Below are 18,053 nucleotides of genomic sequence, written 5' to 3' on the forward strand. Positions count from 1 at the left end.
CCGACAGTGACGGCCTCGTCGACCGTCGCGCCCGGACCCGCGGCGCGACCAACGATCACATCCGGCAGGCGGAACGGGCAAGCTGAGCTCCCGGCTATCCTTCCACTGGCCCGAACCGATAGTCATCGACGCCGATGGCGCGTCACCGACCGTAGAGGGGCGCCGGTCGCCGGCTGAGCCCTCGCGACAACTGAGAGAGTGCCCGTGATGAGACTGCCCCGGATGGACGCGAAGCGCGCGCGGTGGCGGGTGGCGTTGGCCGCCGCAGTGGTGATCGTCGTGGCGGGCGGCGCCGGGATCGCCACCGTCGTGAGCAGTCTGAACGGCGGCGACCAGGACGACTCGCCCGCCGTGGCCGTGCCGGCGGAGTACCAGGTGCCGATCGCCGAGGCCGCCGAGTCCTGCCCGGCGCTGACGCCGGCGCGGTTGGCCGGGCATCTCATGGCGGAGTCCCGCTTCGTCGCCGACGCGGTCAACGATCGCGGCGGGCGGGGCCTGGCCGGGCTGACCGACGACGCCTGGCGGGCCTGGCAGCCCTGGTCGGGTGCCGACCGGCTGGACGCCAGGGCCAACATCGCGGCGCTGGCGCACTACCTCTGCCACCTGGTCGGGCAGGTCGACGCGGCGAAGATCGAGGGCGAGCAGTGGCCGCTCGCGGTCGCCGCCGTCCGGTCGGGGCCGGCGGCGGTGCTCGCGGCCCGCAGCCTGCCCGACGACGCCCGCGGCTACGTGGAGCGGGTGCAACGGTATGCCGCCTGGTACGAGCGGAACGCGACCTTCGGCAACCCCGCGCTCCTGGCCGCCGACGCCGACGAGACCACGGCGGCCGTGCCCTCCGCCGGCAGCACGCCGTCGCCCAAGGCGTCCGCCGCCCGTAGCACCGACGCGTCCGCCTCCCCCCGCGCCGAGGGCACCCCGTCGCCCAAGGCACCCGCCGCCCGCCGCAGCGACACGCCGGCCGCGCCGGAGCAGGCCAACACGTTGGCGAAGGGCAACTCCCTGTTCAACGACGAGTACCACGGCTGCCTGGCCGCCTACCGCCGCAGCGACGGCATGCCGGTGGTCATCACCTTCTGCGCGGACTCGGCGGTCCAGCGCTGGCAGCCCCGCTCCGACGGCACGATCCGGCTGCTCGACTCCACGCTCTGCATGGACGCCGCCGCCGGCGCGACGGCGAACTTCACGCTGGTGCAGGTCGCCCACTGCAGCGGCAACCTGGCCCAGCAGTTCCGCCTCCGGGGCAAGCAGCTCTACAGCTCGTACGCCGACAAGTGCGTCAACATCCACTCCACCCCGGGCAAGGGTACGGATATCGTGCTCTTCGACTGCCTGAGCCAGAGCAACCAGTACTTCCGCATCCGCTGACGAGCCTCGGGTACGCGCCCCGGGGGCGGCCGCGCGATGCGGTCGCCCCCGGGATGTGCCCGTCAGATCAGGCGAGCGTGCAGGTCGCGCCGTTGAGGGTGAACGAGGTCGGCCTGGCCGTGTTGCCGGCGTGCGTGGCCTGGAAGCCGATGGTGACCGACCCGTTGACGGCGATGGTGCCGTTGTAGGCCACGTTCCTGGCCGTCACCTGCCCGGAGCTCGGTGCGTAGGTGGCGTTCCAGCCGGAGGTGATGCTCTGCCCGGCGGGCAGGGCGAAGCCCAGGGACCAACCGTTGACGGCGGTGGCGCCGGTGTTGGTGATGGTGATGTTCTCGGTCAGCCCGTTGTTCCAGGCGTTGATGGCGACGCTCACGCCACAGGCCGCGTTGCCCGGCGGCGGGCTGGTCGGCGGCGGGGTCGTCGGCGGCGGACTGGTCGGCGGCGGCGTCGTGGTCGGCGGCGGCGGGGTCGTCGGGTCCGGCGGGGTGGTCAGGCCGAAGAACTGGACGGCGGCGGCGGCCATGCCGGCCGAGGGCAGGCTGTGCCCGGCGCCCTGGATGCTGTACGCCTCGACCTTGACGGCCCCGCTGGAGTCGGCGTACCTGCGCCGGTTCCAGTTGGCCTGGGGCGTGTCGGTCGAGGTGGGCGTCTGGCTCAACCCGAACACGTTGGTCCACTGCTCGATCGACTCCTGCAACAGCGAGTACGGCACCAGGTTGTCGCTGGTGCCGTGCCACAACTGCACCGGCGGGCGGGGCCCGGTGTAGCCGGGGTAGGCCTGGCGGACCGCGTCCCCCCACTGCTGCGGGGTGCGGTTCATCGTCCCGTTGGTGCACCCGCTGTTGGGGGGCGGGAAGTCCGCCGCGTTGGCGAAGCAGTTGAAGGGCACCCCCATGAACGCGGCCCCGGCCTTGAACACCTCGGGGTGCAGCGCCAGCATGTGGTTGGTCATCATGCCGCCGGACGAGCTGCCGGTGGCGTACACCCGGTTGGGGTCGGCGGCGTACTGCTGCTGCACGTGGCGGAGCATCGAGAGGATCGAGACCGGGTCGCTGCCGCCACCACGGCGCTTGGCGGCGTCCGACCAGGTGTCGAAGCAGTTGCCGAAGCCGGCCTCCTGGGTCGCGGTCGGGTAGATCACGATGAACCCGTACCGGTCGGCCAGGCTGGCGAACTCGCTGCCGGAGTAGAAGCCGGGGCCCGACCCGCCGCAGCCGTGCATGGCCACCACGGTCGCCGGTCGGGCGGGGCGGGAGTCCGGCACGTAGACGTGCATGCGCATCCGGCCGGGGTTGTCGCCGAAGCTGGTCACCTCGGTCAGCGAGGCCGCGTACGCGGGTTGCAACGTGGGGACCACCAGGCCGGCGGCCGCGAGCGACGCGGCCAGGGCGAGCAGCAGTTTTCTCTTGATTCTCAACGGACGACTCCTCGGATCACCTGTGCAGGGTGGGATCGGCCGCGCGTGCCGTGGGCGGGGGGTTGCCCGACTCCCCGCGTCGGTCGCGCACTGCCCGCTACCGGTGGCTCGCCTCGCCCGGCTCGGGGTGGCGTCGCGTAGCACATAGTGTTCCCCCGGGACGCACAAGTGTCAATCGAGATACCTCGATCACCTGCGCGCTGCGGCCCGTCTAGAGTCGACGCACCGTCGCTGATCCTGAGCCTGATCCTGATCCTGAGCCGAAGCCGGAGCGTCCGTGGCAAACGCGTTCGACATCGAGGAGATCTACCCGGACGGCGGGGGCCACCCCCTGCGGCTGCCCCGGCGGCAGAACGGCAACTCACCCCAGGGCGTCACCGTGACCCTGCTGGCGGACTACACCCTGACGACCCGCGCCGCGCTCCCCTCCGCCGCCATCGTCGCCCTGCTCACCGAGACCGGGGTCAGCACCGCCGGCGCCCGGACCGCGATCAGCCGGCTGGCCCGCCGCAGCGTGCTGGAACGCAGCCGGCAGGGGCGGCACAGCTCCTACCGGCTCAGCCGCGCCGCCGCCGCCGACCTCTCCGCCGGCGGCAACTGGATCCTCACCGCCACCACGGCGACGGACTGGGACGGCTGCTGGACCATCGTCGCCTTCTCCCTGCCGCAGGAGCACACCACGCAGCGCCGGGCCCTGCGCGGCCAGCTCCGGTGGCTCGGCTACGCCCCGCTGTACGACGGGCTCTGGGTCTCGCCGTACGACCTGACCCCGCCGGCACGGGCGCAGCTCGAAGCGCTCACCCTCGGCGCGGTCACCGTCTTCCGTGGCCGCCAGGCCGCCCTCGACGCGATCAGCCACCGCGCGCCCATCGACGCCTGGGACGTCGAGGGCATCGGCCGGCACTACCGGGAATTCCTGCGGCGCTGGACCCCGCTGCTGCCCCGGGTGCGCTCCGGCCAGGTCGACGGCGCGGCGGCGGTACGGGCGCGCACCGAGGTCATGGACACCTTCCGGCGCTTCCCCAGCCTCGACCCGCGGCTGCCCCTGGAACTGCTCCCGCCCGGCTGGCTCCGGCAGCCGGCCCGGGACCTCTTCGCGGCCGTCTACGACGGCCTCGCCACCCCCGCCGAGCAGCACGTACGGGGGGTCGTCGCGCGGTTCGGCGGGGGTGGCGAGGCCGACATCCGGGCGCACACCACCGCCGACATCCTGGCCGGCGTACGCCCCGACGAGCCCACCGGCCTACACGACGGTCAGCCCACCCCGACCACTCACTGACCCACCCCCGACGCCGAGCGCTGGGCGCTGGGCTGGGCCTGGCCGGGCTGGGCCGGGCTGGGCTGGGCGCTTGATCCACTTCGTGTACGGCACATTGCGCCTTCCCGCACGCTGTAGACCGCCTTATGCCGCACACGAAGTCGATCAAGGGGCCTACGCCATCGGCGGGACCCGATCGGCGGAGAAATCGACCGTTTTGCCGGCCGGTCAGCGGCGGGGAGGCTCCGCGACGAACACTCCTCGCCCCGGACGGCCGACCAGCAGGCCCCGCTCCCGCAGCGTCGCCACCGCTCGGCTGATGGTCGACTGCGAGACGTCGTAGGCGTCCGCCAAGTCCCGCCCGGAGGGGAGTTGAGACCCCGGCGGATAGGTGCCGTCGCTGATCTTCCTTAGCAAGTCGTCGAGCAGCTCGTCCATCGTGGGCGGGATAGGCACGTGGGGCCCCTTGCGGTCGGTTGGCCCGCCCAGTATCGATCAACGGCTGCGGCACAGGCAACACACCTAGCGGTGCCGACAGCTTTGGGTAGCTGACTCAAAGACATGCTTGACATAGGTGGTTCAGTGGCAATACCGTCGCTGTCGGTGATGCAGTGCTGTGCGGCCGGTTGGCGCCTCTCGTGTCGGCTCTCGCGTCGCCACCGAAGACCCCACACCCCGCGCCACTTCCCCCGGCGCGGCTCCCTGCTGCCGTACCGCCGCTCGTGGCTGCGGCGGCAGGGCGGGGCGGCCCTCGCCGGCCCGGACCCCGGCGGGGGCCGCCCCTCACGTCGACGTGCACCCGACGAAGGGCGGTCCCCCGTGCCACCTGATCCGCCGGCCGATCGGCCGACCGAAGAGAGCCGACCTGCCCACGCCCGCGATGGAACGACGTTGACACCCCGCGCCCGGGCAGCATCCGCGCCGATGACCGACCGCTGGGTGATCCACCTGCCGATCACCGCGCCCGACCTGCTGCGGGCACGGGTCTTCGCCCGGACGGCGGCCCGGCTGCTGGCCCGGCTCAGCCGGCGGGTCGATGCCGGGGAGGTGACCGTCTCGGCCGAGGACGCCCAGGGCGTACGGCATCGGGTCTTCTGTGACCGGCTGCTGCCCGGCGGCGCGCGGTGCGCCTTGCCGGCCGACCACGCCGCGCCCTGCTCCCACCGGCCGTGGTCACCGGCGCGCAACGCCCGGCCGGGCCGGTACCGGCTACCCGGCGGCTGAGTCAGGTTGGCGCGATGCTCAAAGCGACCGGGTGATCCCCTCGGCGGCGATCAGGTCGTCGCGGCGGGCCGGGTCGAGGTTGGCGCGGATGACCACCGACGCGCCCGCGACCAGCGGCGCGAGCAGCCACTTCACCGGGTGCTCGTACTCCGGGCGGTCCACCAGCAGCCGATCGCCGGGACGCAGCGCCAGCATGTCGGCGAGTTCCCGGGCCAGCTCACCCCACGCCTGGTAGCTCGTGCCGTCCGGGGTCGCCGCGAACGACGGGTGCACCCCGCCGTACGCGGGCGGGGCGGTGTCCTGCCCGCGGGCCTCGGCGAGCCAGTCCCGCCAGCCCTCGGGCACCTCGGCGCGCGGGTGCCCCAGGCCGAGCACGAAGCGGTGCTGACCCTGCGGCACGTCCTCCAGCCAGTCGTCCAGCCGCTCCCAGGAGACGAAGACCGCGTCCAGCGGCTCGTCGGCGCCCGGCCCGAGCACCGGCAGGCCGGCCGTCGCCCGGGAGTGGACCGACACGGCCACCCCGATCGACCAGGCACCCAGCAGCACGGCGGCCGTCTGCCAGTGCGCCGGCAGCAGCACCGCGACCCGGTCCCCCACGCCCAGCCCGCAGTCGTCGCGCAGCAGGGCGGCGGCGCGGGCGGCCCACTCGCCCAGCTCGGCGGCGGTCAGCTCGGTGTGCTCGCCGGTCGCGTCGTCGTGGAAGACCAGCAGCGGACGCTCCGCGCCGGCAACCGGCCCGGAGAACGTGGGAACGACGGCCGGGGAGATGGTCTGGTCCACGTGCCACTCCTCGCTGCGGCGGATCGTCCGACCCGAAGACCCTACCGCCGCGCCGGGGCCGAGGCGACGACCGACGTACGCGAGGAAGCGGCGGCGCGGCGACCGCCGGGACCATCCCGGCGGCGGCCCGGGAAGGACCGCCGCCGGGTCTGCGGTCAGGGTGCGACCTGGCCTCCCCAGGAGGTCGACACCGCTCCGCCGGCCGGCTGCCAGCGCCGGTCGATCAGCGCCCCGTCGCCGCCCCGGGTGAAGACGTGGGTCTCGTCGCGCCAGGCCAGCGCGACCGGATCGGTGGTGGCGCCCGTGCCGCCGCTGTCGACGGTCACCGCGCCGCCCGGCCGCCACACCAGCCGCCACACGGTGCCGTCGGCCGACCGGCCGAACACCTGCTGCGCCTGGCCGTGCCGGATGGCGAAGGGCGCGCCGACGATGTTGCCGCCCCAGTTGTCGGTGTAGTGCGCCCAGTCGCCGTGGTCGAAGAAGTGGTGCTCGACGCTGCCGTTGGCGGTCCGGTAGAAGACGTGCTGCTGGTCGCCGAAGGTAAACCCGGTCGGGTCGGACTGCACCCGCCCGGCCCCGATCCCCCAGTTGTCCAGCGCCGGCAGGTTGTTGGCGATCTCCGGGTACCAGAACCAGTGGCGCAGCGAGTTGTCGCTGCCCCGGGCGAAGACGTGCTGCTCGGTGCCGAAGGCGTACGCCACCGGGTTGCCGACCAGGTCGCCGCCGCCCCAGGTGTCCCGGCGGACCGTGCCGTTGGGCTCCTGCCACCAGTGGTTGAGCTTGCCGTCGGCGCTGCGGCCGAAGACGTGCTTCTGCCCGTTGGAGTAGAGCATCCCGGTCGGGTCGCCGGCCAGCCCCGCCCCCCAGTCCTCCTGGCGGATGCCCACACCCGGCGCCCACCACCAGTGCCGCAGGTGCCCGTCCGGCGTACGGGCGAAGACGTGCTGCTCGCCGCCGACCGGGTAGGTCACCGGCCGGCCGGCGATCGGGCCGCCCCAAGACTCGCGCCGCAGCACCCCGTCGGCCGCGCTGCGCCACCAGTGGGCGAGCGTGCCGTCGGGGGCCCGGTCGAAGTAGTGCGACCCGTCCGCGACGTGGCCGCGCGACGCGCCCGGCTCCTGACTCGACCACGGGTCACCGGAGGGGGGCGCCTGCGGGGTGGTCAGGGAGAGCGGGCGACCGAAGTTCGGCGTGCCGTCGGGATTCCAGACGACCGGCTGGGCGCGGGTGGTGCGCCCGTCGTAGGTGTACGCGGAGCTGGTCTTGCCGTGGTAGACGATCCAGTCCTGGGTGTCGTCGGGCGAGCGGAAGAAGTCGTTGTGCCCGGGGCCGAAGACGCCGGCCGCGTCGTTGCGGGAGAAGACCGGGCCGGGGTGCTGCCGCCAGTTCGACACCACCAGCGGGTCCGCGCCGTCCGCGATCGACTTCATCCAGAGCTGGTAGTCCGGCTTGCCGGTGTCACACGCCGAGTAGACGAGGAAGAGGCGGCCGGCGCCACGCAGCCCGGTCGGCCCCTCGCGTACCTCGTTGCAGCCGCCGTCGGCGGGCAGCGCCACCCGGTTGCCCGACGTCGTCCACGGGCTTGTCATCAGCCGCAGGTAGAGCTGCGCCGGGCCGCCCATGCCCCGCCCCGGGCCGGCCCAGACGAAGTACGACCGGCCGTTGTGCGTCACCGGTTCGCCGTCGATGGCGTACTCGCCGTAGTCGGCGATCCGCCCCTTGAAGTGGTACGGGCCGAGCGGGTTGTCCCCGTCGGACTCGATGACGTAGTTGCGGTGGTTGGTGTCGACGCCGTCGCTGGCGGTGTAGTAGATGTACCAGCGGGGGCCCTCCGGCCGGATGAAGCGGTGGATCGAGGGGGCCCAGACCTGCTTGTTGCGGGTGGCGTCCGGGTCCCGCCACACCGTCCGCTCGGGCGCGGTGGCCAGGCCCGCCAGGGTCGGCGAGGTCCAGATGCCGATGCGGTCCCCGAGCGTGGTGGCCAGGTAGTACGCGCCGTTGAAGTAGGTCATGGTGGGATCCGCGCTGCCGTTGAGCTGACCGCGGAAGGGGGTCGAGGCGGCGGCGGGCTGCGCCGGCAGGGCCAGCAGCGGCAGTACGCACGCGAATGCCATGAGCCGAGCGACGAACCGTTTCATGAGCGGTCCTCCACGGGGGGCGCGCCGGCGACCGGTAGGAATCTTTCAAGCCGACGTCATTCGAGGTCGGATCCTAACAGTGCAAGCGATTGACGTCGATGGAATCGTTGCTCGGCCCGGCGCGTCAGCCCCCGCGCAGTTCCGGCCCGCCGTCCAGCAACCCGCCGAGCAGATCCCCGTGCTTCTCCACCCGTTTCAACACCTCCACCGCCGTGTACGGCCGCGCCGCCGGCCGCTTCCCCGCCGCCCCCGCCGACACCTCGTCCCAGGTCAGCGGCGTCGACACCGCCGGCACCGCCTGCGCCCGCAGCGAGTACGGGGTCACCGTCGTCTTCGCCGCGTTGTTCTGGCTCCAGTCGATGAAGACCTTCCCGCCGCGCAGGTTCTTCGCCATCCTGGACACGACCAGCCCAGGATGCTCGCCCTCCAGTTCCCGGGCGACGCGGTGCGCGTAGTCGGAGACAAGGTCGGCGGGTTGGGTGCCGGCGATCGGGCAGCAGAGCTGCATCCCCTTCTTCCCCGACGTCTTCGGGTACGCGGCCAGCCCGTCGGCGGCGAGCCGGTCGCGCAGCAGCAGCGCCACCCGGCAGCATTCCCGCAGCCCGGCCGGGGTGCCCGGGTCGAGGTCGACGACCATCATGTCCGGGTGCGCACCGATCTTCCACTGTGGCGTGTGCAGCTCCAGTGCGGCGAGGTTGGCCAGCCAGACCAGGGTCGGCAGGTCGTCGCAGACGACGTAGTCGATGGTCTCCCGGCCCTTGCTGGAGCCGGGGACTGGCAGGTTCTCGGTGCGTACCCAGTCGGGGGTGGCGGCGGGGGCGTTCTTCTCGAAGAACGAGCCGCCGTCGACCCCGTTGGGGAAGCGGATCCGGGTGAGCGGCCGGTCGGCCAGGTGTGGCAGGAGCACCGGGGCGATCCGGGTGTAGTAGTCGATCACCTCGCCCTTGGTGAAGCCCGCCGCCGGGTAGAGCACCTTGTCCAGGTTGGACACCTCCAGGGCGCGCCCCTGCACGTCGACGCGGAGCCGGTCAGCCGGCATCGTCCACCTCCTCGGGCGGCTTGTCGGGGCGCAGCCGCAGCACGCGGGGGAAGCGCAGCCGGCCGTCGGGGGTGCGCTGGCCGTACTTCACCTCCACCACCACGCGGGGGGTTACCCAGATCGCGCCCCGGGCATCCTCGCGGGGGACGTCGTCGGCGAACGGCGACGCGTCGGCCCGCAGCGGTTCCAGCTCGCGCAGCAGTTCGCGTTCGATGGCCGCGCCGATGCCGCCGCCGACCCGGCCCCGGTAGGTGAGCCGGCCGTCGGCGCTCGGCACCCCGACCAGCAGTCCGCCGATCTTGCGGGCGCCGGGGCGCCAGCCGCCCACCACGAAGTCGCCGGTGACCTCCAGTTTGACCTTCACCCAGTCGGGTGAGCGGACGCCGGGCCGGTAGGCCGAGCCGGCCCGCTTGGCCATCACCCCTTCGAGGCCGTGCTCGCCGGCCGCCTCGTAGGTGGCCGGCCCGTCGGCGAAGCTCGGCGGCACCGCCCAGCGGGCGGCACCGAGGCCCAGGCCTTCCAGCAGCTCCCGGCGCTCCCGCCAGGGCCGGCCGGTCAGGTCCGCGCCGCGCAACCGCAGCAGATCGAAGATCATGTACGTCACCGGGACGGTCGCCGCGAGCCGGGCCGCCTTCGCCGCGTTCCGTACGTGCATCCGCTCGGCGAGCGCGGTGAACGAGGGCTGCCCGGCCCGGTTGAACAGGACCACCTCGCCGTCGAGCAGCGCGTCGTCGACCTGCTCGGCGAGGGGGATCAGCTCGGGGTACGCGGCGGTGATCTCCACGCCGGTCCGGGCGTACAGGTGTTGCCGGCCGGCGGTGATGTCGGCCAGCGCGCGTACGCCGTCCCACTTGAACTCGTACGCCCAGTCGGCGCCGGCGGGCAGCGGGCCGGTCATCGCGAGCATCGGCTTCAGCGGCGCCCCGGGCACGTTTCGACTGTAGTAGGGCACGGAAGCGCTCGCGCCGCCTTCGATCCTTTGCGATCCTGAGCTGAACCGGGGAGAGGAGCAGGTCATGCGGGCGATCTGGAAGGGGGCGGTCTCGTTCGGGCTGGTCTCGATCGCGGTGAAGCTCTATTCGGCCACCGAGGAGAAGGACATCCGCTTCCACCAGGTGCACCGGGCCGACGGTGGTCGCATCCGCTACAAGCGCACCTGCTCGGTCTGCGGCGAGGAGGTCACCTACGACGACATCGCCAAGGGGTACGACATCGGCGGCGGCGAGATGGTGATCCTGACCGACGACGACTTCGCCGAGCTGCCGCTGACCACCTCGCATGCGATCGACGTGCTGGAGTTCGTCCCGGCCGAGCAGGTCGACCCGATCCTCTACAACAAGGCGTACTTCCTGGAGCCCGAGGGCACGGCCACCAAGCCGTACGTGCTGCTGCGCGACGCCCTCGTCGACTCGGAGCGGGTGGCGATCGTCAAGGTGGCGCTGCGTCAGCGGGAGCAGTTGGCCACCCTGCGGGTGCGCGAGGGCGTGCTGCTGCTCAACACGATGCTCTGGCCGGACGAGATCCGTACCCCCGCTTTCGGCTTCCTCGACGAGGACCTGAAGGTCCGGCCCCCGGAGCTGGCGATGGCCAGCTCGCTGATCGACTCGATGGCCGGGGAGTTCGAGCCGGAGGCCTTCACCGACGACTACCGGGCGGCGTTGCAGGAGGTCATCGACGCGAAGGTGGAGGGCCGGGAGGTCGTCCAGCCGGAGGCCCCCGAGGAGGCCCCGGCCGCCGCGGTGGACCTGATGGCCGCGCTGAAGGCGTCGGTGGAGCGGGCCCGCGCGGCGCGCGGCGAGGAGCCGGCGCGGGACGAGGAGCGGGGGCGCGGCGGTGAGCCGACCCCGATCACCTCGGCCCGTTCGGCCCGCAAGGAGGCCGCCGAAGCCGCCGAGGCCCCGGCGAAGAAGGCGGCCCAGAAGAAGACCGCCGCGAAGAAGGCCGAGAAGAAGCCGGCCGAGAAGAAGACCGCGGCGAAGAAGGCGGCCCAGAAGAAGACCGAGAAGGCGGCCGAGAAGAAGACCCCGGCCAGGAAGACCGCCCCGAAGAAGGCGCCCCGCAAGACCGCCTAGATCCGTCGTACGGGGCGCGCGGCGGTCAGGAGATGGCCGGGCGGTGGGTCTGGTGGGTGCGGCACCGTCCCTCGCGCTCGGCTAATGCTCACACGATGACCTAATCACGCCACTGTGAGTAATGAATCGGGGTTTTCGGAGGCGCCGAACGGCGGGTGTCGGCGGCGTTCGATCGCGCCACGTGGGCGGGCCGCTGGCCGAGCCGGCGGCGCCAGCCTGCCTCCGAGCCGCCGTCGCCGGCGACTGATCCGCGCCTGCTCGCGGCGCAGCCCGCTCCGCTCCCCCGCACCCAACTCGGCCCTGCCGGTACGACAGCCGCGCTGCATCCCGAGGGATGCTGCGCAGCTGACGGGTGAGCATCCGCCGCGCGCTCCCTGACAGTCAAGATCCGAGCATCTTCAGGGAAAATGCTGGGTGAGAGCTTAATCGAGGCAGCATTTTCAGGGAAAATGTTCGGATCTTGGGCCTGCGGGAGGGGTGGGGCAGGAAGCGTGGGCATCCGTGCGGAGACGGCGTCGCCCTTGCGAAGCGTCACCGTCTCGGCCGGCTCGGTGGGGCGGCCGAAGGTGCCCCGCGGCGGTGCCATGATCACGAGCCCTTCCGACCGGATCAGCGCGATGGCCTGTCGGACGCTCGTACGCGACGGTCGTCGGCGTGGAGAAAATGATCCCCACCGATCCGGCGCACGGAGGGCCGGAGCGGGCGACCGCGTCGGGCGGAGCAGCACCAAGGGCATCGAGGCGGGTACCGTGTGCGCTGGCCTCGGCAGCGGCCGTCGGGCCGCCATCTCTCCTGAGCGGGCCGCCACCTCTTGAGCAGGGAGTCGACGTGAGCGAGCGTGTGCAGAACCGGTCGGGCCAGGGCCCGGGCAAGGCGGAGCGGCGGCTGGCCGCCCAGTTGGCGGCGAAGAAGGCCGCCGAGGCGAAGCGCCGCCGGCAGTCGATCCTCGGCGCGCTCGCCGGCCTCGCCGTCGTCGGGGTCCTGGTCGGGGTCTTCGTCGTGGTGAACCAGGGCGACGACGACTCGTCCGAGCCGGCCGCCACCGCGCCGTCGGCCGAGGCCACCGCCCCGGCCGAGCAGCCCACCGCCCCGCCCGCCCCGCAGCTCCCGGCGGGGTCGGACCCGGCGCTGAAGACCAAGCCGAAGGTCGAGCCGGGCAAGGGCGAGCTGAAGAAGCTGGCCGTGACCACGCTGATCAAGGGCAAGGGCGCGGCGGTGAAGTCGGGCCAGCAGATCACCACGAACTACGTGGGGGTGTTCTACAAGGACGGCAAGGAGTTCGACGCGTCCTGGAAGAACGGCCAGCCGGCCACCTTCCCGATCGGCGTCGGTCAGGTCATCAAGGGCTGGGACCAGGGCCTGGTCGGGGTGACCGTGGGCAGCCGGGTGCAGCTCGACATCCCCGGCGAGCTGGCGTACGGCAACGACGCCTCGGGCGGCCGGCCGGCCGGCCCGCTGCGCTTCGTCGTGGACGTGCTGGCCGCCCAGTAGTCCCCACCGCTTTCCTTCGGTCTTCCGCTGCGTTGCGGACGACCAGTAGGTTCGGGTCACCGTGGGCGGTTCCCGCCGCGCCACGGTGACCCGACACCGTTGGAGGTGCACGTGGCGGCGCTGGACGACCCGGGCTTCGCCCGGCTGATGTGGACGCACTTCGAGCCGGTGCATGCGGTCACCTACTTCCATCCCCGGGCCCGCGCCGCGTACGAGGCGGTCGGGCTGCGGGGCTTCTGGCGGGGCTACTTCGCCGGCCGGGCGGCCCCGCTGGGCGCGATCGGGGCGGCCCCGGTGGTCGCCGCGTTCTTCGCCTTCGCCCCGGGCACGGTGGGCCGGGCGTTGCCGGCGGTGTGGAGCCTGGTCAGCCCCGAGGAGGCGCTGCGCGCCCGGCTCACCGGGGCGGTGCAGGCGCTGGCCGAGCTGACGTACGAGCTGCCGGAGCAGCACCTCGTCGAGGCGGCGGGGCTGCTGGAGACGGCGGCGGGGGCGGCCGGGCACGGCGGCCGGGTGCTGAGCGCGGCGAACGCCGCGCTGCCGGCCGCCGAGTACCCGCTGGCCCGGCTCTGGCAGGCGGCCACCGTCCTGCGCGAGCACCGGGGCGACGGGCACTTCGCCGCGCTGGTCGCCGCCGACCTGGACCCGGTGGAGACCCTGGCGTGGAAGGTCGCCACGGGCATGCACGAGGCGCAACTGCTCGGCCGGGGCTGGTCCGAGCAGCAGCGGCGGGCGGCGGACGACCGGCTGGCCGCGCGGGGCTGGCTGACGCCCGGCGGCGAGCCGACCGAGCGCGGCCGGGCCGCGTTCCGGGCCGTGGAGGACGCCACCGACGCCGCCGCCCTGCGCCCCTGGCGGGTGCTCGGCGCGGAGCGCGCCGCCCGGCTGCGGGAGCTGCTGGAGCCGATCGCCCGCGCGGCGCACCTGGTCATCCCGTCGGGCAACCCGGTCGGCCTGCCCGCCCTCCCGGCCTGACCCCCGCACCGCACCAGCACCGGCACCGCGACGGCCCCGGGAACGGGTCGTCGCGGTGCGGGCGGGCTGGGGCAGGATGGGGGCGTGGTGGATGCGGTGGTTTTCGACCTCGACGGCGTGCTCGTGGACTCCGAGCCGGTCTGGGAGGAGGTGCGCCGGGCGTACGTGGCGGCGCACGGCGGCACCTGGCAGCCGGACACCCAGCGCCGGCTGATGGGGATGAGCACCGGCGAGTGGGCCCGGTACCTCAGCGACGAGCTCGGCGTCGACCGGACGGCCGAGCAGGTCGCCGCCGAGGTCGTCGAGGAGATGGCCCGGCGGTACGCGGCTCGCGTACCGCTGATCGACGGGGCCGACGAGGTGGTGCGCCGGCTGGCCGGGCGGTGGCCGCTGGGGTTGGCCAGTTCCTCGCCCACCCGGTTGATCGAGGCGGCGCTGGACGCGGCGGGCCTGACCGACGTCTTCGGCGCGACGCTGTCGACGGAGCGGACCGCGCGCGGCAAGCCCGCGCCGGACGTGTACCTGGCGGTCGCCGGGCGGCTCGGCGTCGACCCGGCCGGCTGCGTGGCGGTCGAGGACTCCTCGAACGGGGTGCGGTCGGCCGCCGCCGCGGGGATGCGGGTGGTGGCGGTGCCGCACGGGGCGTACCCGCTGGATCCGGACGCCGGGGCGCTCGCGGCCGTGACGTTGCCGGCGGTGGGTGAGCTGACCCCGCAGGTCGTCGCGGCGCTGGACTGACCGACCGGGATCCGGCCCGCCGCGCCGGGTCGGCCGCGCGGGCCGGGTCCGGCGCGCAGAATGATCAGGAACGGTCCGGGGCCGAGGGCGCTCGGACCCGGGGGACGGGCCGCGGCGCCCGCCGGGTGTGAGGGAGACGGTGATGAGAGCGATCGTGTACGAGACCAACGGTGACCCCTCGGTGCTGCGCCTGGTCGACCGGCCGACACCCGAGCCGGGTCCCGGCGAGGTCCTGGTCCGGGTGGCCGTGTCCGGGGTGAACCCGACCGACTGGAAGTCCCGGCGCAGCGCGCCGCCGCCGGTGGGCTGGCAGATCCCCGGCCAGGACGGCGCCGGGGTGGTGGAGGCGGTCGGCGTGGGCGTCGACCGGGCCCTGATCGGCGAGCGGGTGTGGCTCTGGGAGGCGGCCTGGCAGCGGCCCTGGGGCACGGCCGCGGAGTACACGGTGGTGCCGGTCCGGCACGCGGTGCCGCTCGGCGACGCCTCCTTCGAGCTGGGCGCGAGCCTGGGCATCCCGTTCCTCACCGCGCACCGCTGCCTGACGGCCGGGGAGTTCATGCCGGAGAAGCTGCACCCGGGTGCGCTGGCCGACCACACGGTGCTGGTGCAGGGCGGGGCGGGCGCGGTCGGCAACGCGGCGATCCAGTTGGCCCGCTGGGCCGACGCCACCGTGATCACGACGGTGAGCAGCCCGGAGAAGGCGCGTCTCGCGGCGGCGGCCGGCGCCTCGTTCGTGATCGACTACCGCCAGCAGGACGTGGTCGAGGAGGTCCACCGGATCGCCCCCGACGGGGTGCACACGATCGTGGAGGTCTCGGCGGCGCGCAACGCGGCGGCCGACGTGCAGGTGCTGCGCCGGGGCGGGGCGGTCTGCGTCTACGCCGACGACGGCGGCGACGAGGTCACCCTGCCGATCCGGCCGCTGATGGCGCCGAACGCCCGGTGGCAGTTCGTGCTGGTCTACACGGCCCCGGCGGCGGCGAAGGCGCAGGCGGTGGTCGACGTGACGGCGGCGGTGGCGCAGGGCGGCGTACGGGTCGGTGAGGCGTCCGGGCTGCCGCTGCACCGTCACCCGCTGGCCGCCACGGCGGCGGCGCACGAGGCGGTGGAGCACTCGGTGGTCGGGAAGGTGCTGGTCAGCACCACCGACTGAGTGACCGGCAACCTGCCGCCGCGTTCACTGGTTGTTTTCCCCGACGTCAGGACAGAACCGAACAAGTTTCGCAAGAATGGCAGTGCGGGGCCACCCGCGTGAGACGGGCGGCCCCGGCGCGGTGCGAACGCCGGGGCCGCCCCCCTGGGCAGGGAGGTTAGGAGTACGTCCCTACCCATCCAGGCGATGATGCGCCTGAAGTCGTTACGGCGTTGTCAGTTCCCTGACACTGAGCCCGCCGTCGGCGTACCGGGAGCGGACCACCTTCTTGTCGAACTTGCCGACGCTGGTCTTCGGGACCTCGTCGATGAAGGCCCACCGCTCCGGCAACTGCCAGCGGGCCACCGTCGTGGCCAGGAACGCGCGCAGCTCCTCGGCGGTCACCTCCGCGCCCTCCCGCACCACCACGGTGGCCAGCGGACGCTCGTCCCAGCGCTCGTCCGGCACGCCCACCACGCAGGCCTCCAGCACCGCCGGGTGGGCCATCAGGGCGTTCTCCAACTCGACCGAGGAGATCCACTCACCGCCGGACTTGATCACGTCCTTGGCCCGGTCGGTGAGCGTGATGTACCCGTCGGGCGACAGGGTGCCGACGTCGCCGGTGCGCAGCCAGCCGTCGCGGAACTTCTCCTCCTCCGGGGCGTCGTCGCCGACGTACCGGGCGGTCACCCACGGCCCACGGACCTCCAGCTCGCCGACGGCGGTCCCGTCGGCGGGCAGCGGCTCGCCCAGCGGGCCGACGATCCGCGCCGCCACCCCGGCCGGGATGCGGCCCTGGGTGTAGCGGTAGCGCCAGGCCTCCTCGCCGGTCGCCCCCGCCGGCGGCCGGGCCACCGAGCCCAGCGGGGACATCTCGGTCATCCCCCAGGCGTGGATCACGTCGATCCCGTGCCGGTCGTGGAAGGCGTGCATCAGGGCGGGCGGGCAGGCCGACCCGCCGACGGTCACCTCCCGCAGCGAGGAGATGTCCACGTCGTGGGTGTCGAGGTAGGCCAGCACGTCGGTCCAGATGGTCGGCACCGCGCCCGCCAGGGTGGGCCGCTCCGTGGCGATCATCTCGGCGATCGGGGCGGCCTGGAGGAAACGGTCCGGCATGATCAGCGACGCGCCGGAGAGGAACGCCGCGTAGGGCAGCCCCCAGGACATCGCGTGGAACATCGGCACGACGGCCAGGTCCCGTTCGGTCGGCCCGAGGCCCATCCCCTCCGGCATGCAGACCTGCAACGAGTGCAGGTAGATCGAGCGGTGCGAGTAGGCGACGCCCTTGGGGTGGCCGGTGGTCCCCGAGGTGTAGCAGAGGGCGGCGGCGTCGCGCTCGTCGACCTCCGGCCAGTCGAAGACCTCCGGCCGGTCGGCCAGCAGGGCGTCCCAGTGGTGCACGGCGATCCGGTCGCCGGCCGCCGCCAGCAGCGGGGCGGGGTCGCCGCCGACGACGACCACCACGTGCCGCACCGTGGTCAGCTCGCCGATCACCCGGGCCAGCAGCGGGATCAGCGTCGAGTCGACCAGCACGACCCGGTCCTGCGCGTGGTTGGCGATGTAGACGACCTGGTCGGGGAAGAGCCGGATGTTGAGCGTGTGCAGCACGGCCCCCATGCTCGGCACGGCGAAGTACGCCACCAGGTGCTCCGCGTTGTTCCACATGAAGGTGGCGACCCGCTCGTCGCCGGTCACCCCGCACTCGTCGCGCAGCGCGTGCGCCAGCCGGGCGGCGGCCCGCCCGACCTCCGCGTACGACATGCGACGGGACCCGCCGCCGGTCCAGGTGACCACCTCGGCACCCGCGTGCACGGTCGAGCCGTGCTCGAGGATCCGGGAGACCTGGAGGGGAGCGTCCATCATCGTGCTACGCATGGGTAACAAGCTAACTTCGGGGTGACACCTTGGGAACCCCCGTTAGGTTGTCCCGGTGAGCATCTCCTGGGCCGATTCGTACGTGGGGCAGCTGCGCGCCCTCGCCGGTGACCGCACGCTGATGTTCGTCGGTGCCCGCGCCGTGGTCCGCGACAACGCCGGCCGGTTGCTGCTGATCCGGCGTTCCGACAACGGGCAGTGGGCGATGCCGGCCGGCGCGATGGAACTGGGCGAGTCGATCGCCGACTGCGCGGTCCGCGAGGTGCGCGAGGAGACCGGCCTGCGCGCCCTGCGGGTCGGCGCGTTCGCCCTCTACACCGGCCCCGACCGGGTCAGCACCAACATGTACGGCCACACCTACCAGGTCTTCACGGTCGCCTTCCGGGTCGAGGACTGGGACGGCGACCTGGTCCGGATGACCGACGAGACGACCGACGCCGGCTTCTTCCACCGCAACCGCTTCCCCACCCCCCTGTCGACGTCGGTCACCGAGACCCTGGCGGACCTGGACGTCTTCGAGCAGACCAACCGGCTGATCCTGAAGTAAGGCCG

Annotated in this window: 16 protein-coding genes; 9 read left to right on the forward strand and 7 right to left on the reverse strand. The window is 73.3% G+C overall.

Translation table 11 applies throughout. The features are described from left to right. Positions 1–222: 222 nt before the first annotated feature. Positions 223–1,365 carry a ricin-type beta-trefoil lectin domain protein gene (locus ACLQ2V_RS06675; protein WP_425717474.1) on the forward strand — a complete coding sequence of 381 codons (1,143 nt, stop codon included), beginning with the start codon at positions 223–225 and terminating at the stop codon, positions 1,363–1,365. Positions 1,366–1,432: 67 nt separating this feature from the next. Here ACLQ2V_RS06675 and ACLQ2V_RS06680 read toward each other — a convergent pair whose 3' ends face one another. Then, complete coding sequence (locus ACLQ2V_RS06680) at positions 1,433–2,782, reverse strand: extracellular catalytic domain type 1 short-chain-length polyhydroxyalkanoate depolymerase (protein ID WP_425717475.1); 1,350 nt, start codon at positions 2,780–2,782, stop codon at positions 1,433–1,435. Between the two features lie 277 nt (positions 2,783–3,059). Between ACLQ2V_RS06680 and ACLQ2V_RS06685 the strand changes: the two genes are divergently transcribed. Continuing rightward, the gene (locus ACLQ2V_RS06685) at positions 3,060–4,061 is read left to right on the forward strand and encodes a PaaX family transcriptional regulator C-terminal domain-containing protein (protein ID WP_425717476.1); all 1,002 of its coding nucleotides are present in this window, start codon (positions 3,060–3,062) and stop codon (positions 4,059–4,061) included. Between the two features lie 207 nt (positions 4,062–4,268). Here ACLQ2V_RS06685 and ACLQ2V_RS06690 read toward each other — a convergent pair whose 3' ends face one another. Further along, positions 4,269–4,478 (reverse strand): GntR family transcriptional regulator, encoded by a 210-nt coding sequence (locus ACLQ2V_RS06690; protein WP_425717745.1) that lies wholly within the window; start codon positions 4,476–4,478, stop codon positions 4,269–4,271. Between the two features lie 486 nt (positions 4,479–4,964). Between ACLQ2V_RS06690 and ACLQ2V_RS06695 the strand changes: the two genes are divergently transcribed. Beyond that, entirely contained in the window at positions 4,965–5,264 is a 300-nt protein-coding gene (locus tag ACLQ2V_RS06695; RefSeq protein WP_425717477.1) for a hypothetical protein, read from the forward strand. Between the two features lie 18 nt (positions 5,265–5,282). On the opposite strand, the gene ACLQ2V_RS06700 is transcribed toward ACLQ2V_RS06695, so the two are convergent. The 4 genes from ACLQ2V_RS06700 to ligD (ACLQ2V_RS06715) form a co-directional block, all read right to left on the reverse strand. Next, a complete protein-coding gene (locus ACLQ2V_RS06700; RefSeq protein WP_425717478.1) occupies positions 5,283–6,044 on the reverse strand; it encodes a TIGR03089 family protein in 762 nt (253 codons plus the stop codon). 155 nt (positions 6,045–6,199) lie between these two features. After that, a complete protein-coding gene (locus ACLQ2V_RS06705) occupies positions 6,200–8,182 on the reverse strand; it encodes a family 43 glycosylhydrolase (protein ID WP_425717479.1) in 1,983 nt (660 codons plus the stop codon). A 124-nt stretch (positions 8,183–8,306) separates the two neighbouring features. Further along, complete coding sequence (gene ligD / locus ACLQ2V_RS06710) at positions 8,307–9,221, reverse strand: non-homologous end-joining DNA ligase (protein WP_425717480.1); 915 nt, start codon at positions 9,219–9,221, stop codon at positions 8,307–8,309. Beyond that, a complete protein-coding gene (gene ligD, locus ACLQ2V_RS06715) occupies positions 9,211–10,152 on the reverse strand; it encodes a non-homologous end-joining DNA ligase (protein ID WP_425717481.1) in 942 nt (313 codons plus the stop codon). The genes ligD (ACLQ2V_RS06710) and ligD (ACLQ2V_RS06715) overlap by 11 nt, the downstream gene beginning before the upstream one ends. Positions 10,153–10,237: 85 nt before the next feature. Between ligD (ACLQ2V_RS06715) and ACLQ2V_RS06720 the strand changes: the two genes are divergently transcribed. The 5 genes from ACLQ2V_RS06720 to ACLQ2V_RS06740 all read left to right on the forward strand — a co-directional run bounded on the left by ACLQ2V_RS06720 (position 10,238) and on the right by ACLQ2V_RS06740 (position 15,647). Further along, complete coding sequence (locus ACLQ2V_RS06720; protein ID WP_425717482.1) at positions 10,238–11,293, forward strand: Ku protein; 1,056 nt, start codon at positions 10,238–10,240, stop codon at positions 11,291–11,293. A gap of 828 nt (positions 11,294–12,121) precedes the next feature. Then, positions 12,122–12,784, forward strand: coding sequence for an FKBP-type peptidyl-prolyl cis-trans isomerase (locus ACLQ2V_RS06725; RefSeq protein ID WP_425717483.1), 663 nt, complete (start codon positions 12,122–12,124; stop codon positions 12,782–12,784). Between the two features lie 147 nt (positions 12,785–12,931). Next, positions 12,932–13,756, forward strand: a complete 825-nt coding sequence (locus tag ACLQ2V_RS06730; protein WP_425717746.1) for an SCO6745 family protein — start codon at positions 12,932–12,934, stop codon at positions 13,754–13,756. Between the two features lie 84 nt (positions 13,757–13,840). Further along, a complete protein-coding gene (locus ACLQ2V_RS06735; RefSeq protein WP_425717484.1) occupies positions 13,841–14,494 on the forward strand; it encodes an HAD family hydrolase in 654 nt (217 codons plus the stop codon). A gap of 142 nt (positions 14,495–14,636) precedes the next feature. After that, a complete protein-coding gene (locus ACLQ2V_RS06740) occupies positions 14,637–15,647 on the forward strand; it encodes an NADPH:quinone reductase (protein ID WP_425717485.1) in 1,011 nt (336 codons plus the stop codon). Between the two features lie 204 nt (positions 15,648–15,851). Here ACLQ2V_RS06740 and ACLQ2V_RS06745 read toward each other — a convergent pair whose 3' ends face one another. Then, a complete protein-coding gene (locus ACLQ2V_RS06745) occupies positions 15,852–17,501 on the reverse strand; it encodes a fatty acid--CoA ligase (protein WP_425717486.1) in 1,650 nt (549 codons plus the stop codon). Positions 17,502–17,556: 55 nt separating this feature from the next. Here ACLQ2V_RS06745 and ACLQ2V_RS06750 point away from each other — a divergent pair, with 55 nt between their 5' ends. Next, positions 17,557–18,048, forward strand: a complete 492-nt coding sequence (locus tag ACLQ2V_RS06750) for an NUDIX domain-containing protein (protein ID WP_425717487.1) — start codon at positions 17,557–17,559, stop codon at positions 18,046–18,048. Positions 18,049–18,053: the final 5 nt, after the last annotated feature.

It is taken from the genome of Micromonospora sp. DT233, from assembly GCF_049841815.1.
Classification (GTDB): domain Bacteria; phylum Actinomycetota; class Actinomycetes; order Mycobacteriales; family Micromonosporaceae; genus Micromonospora.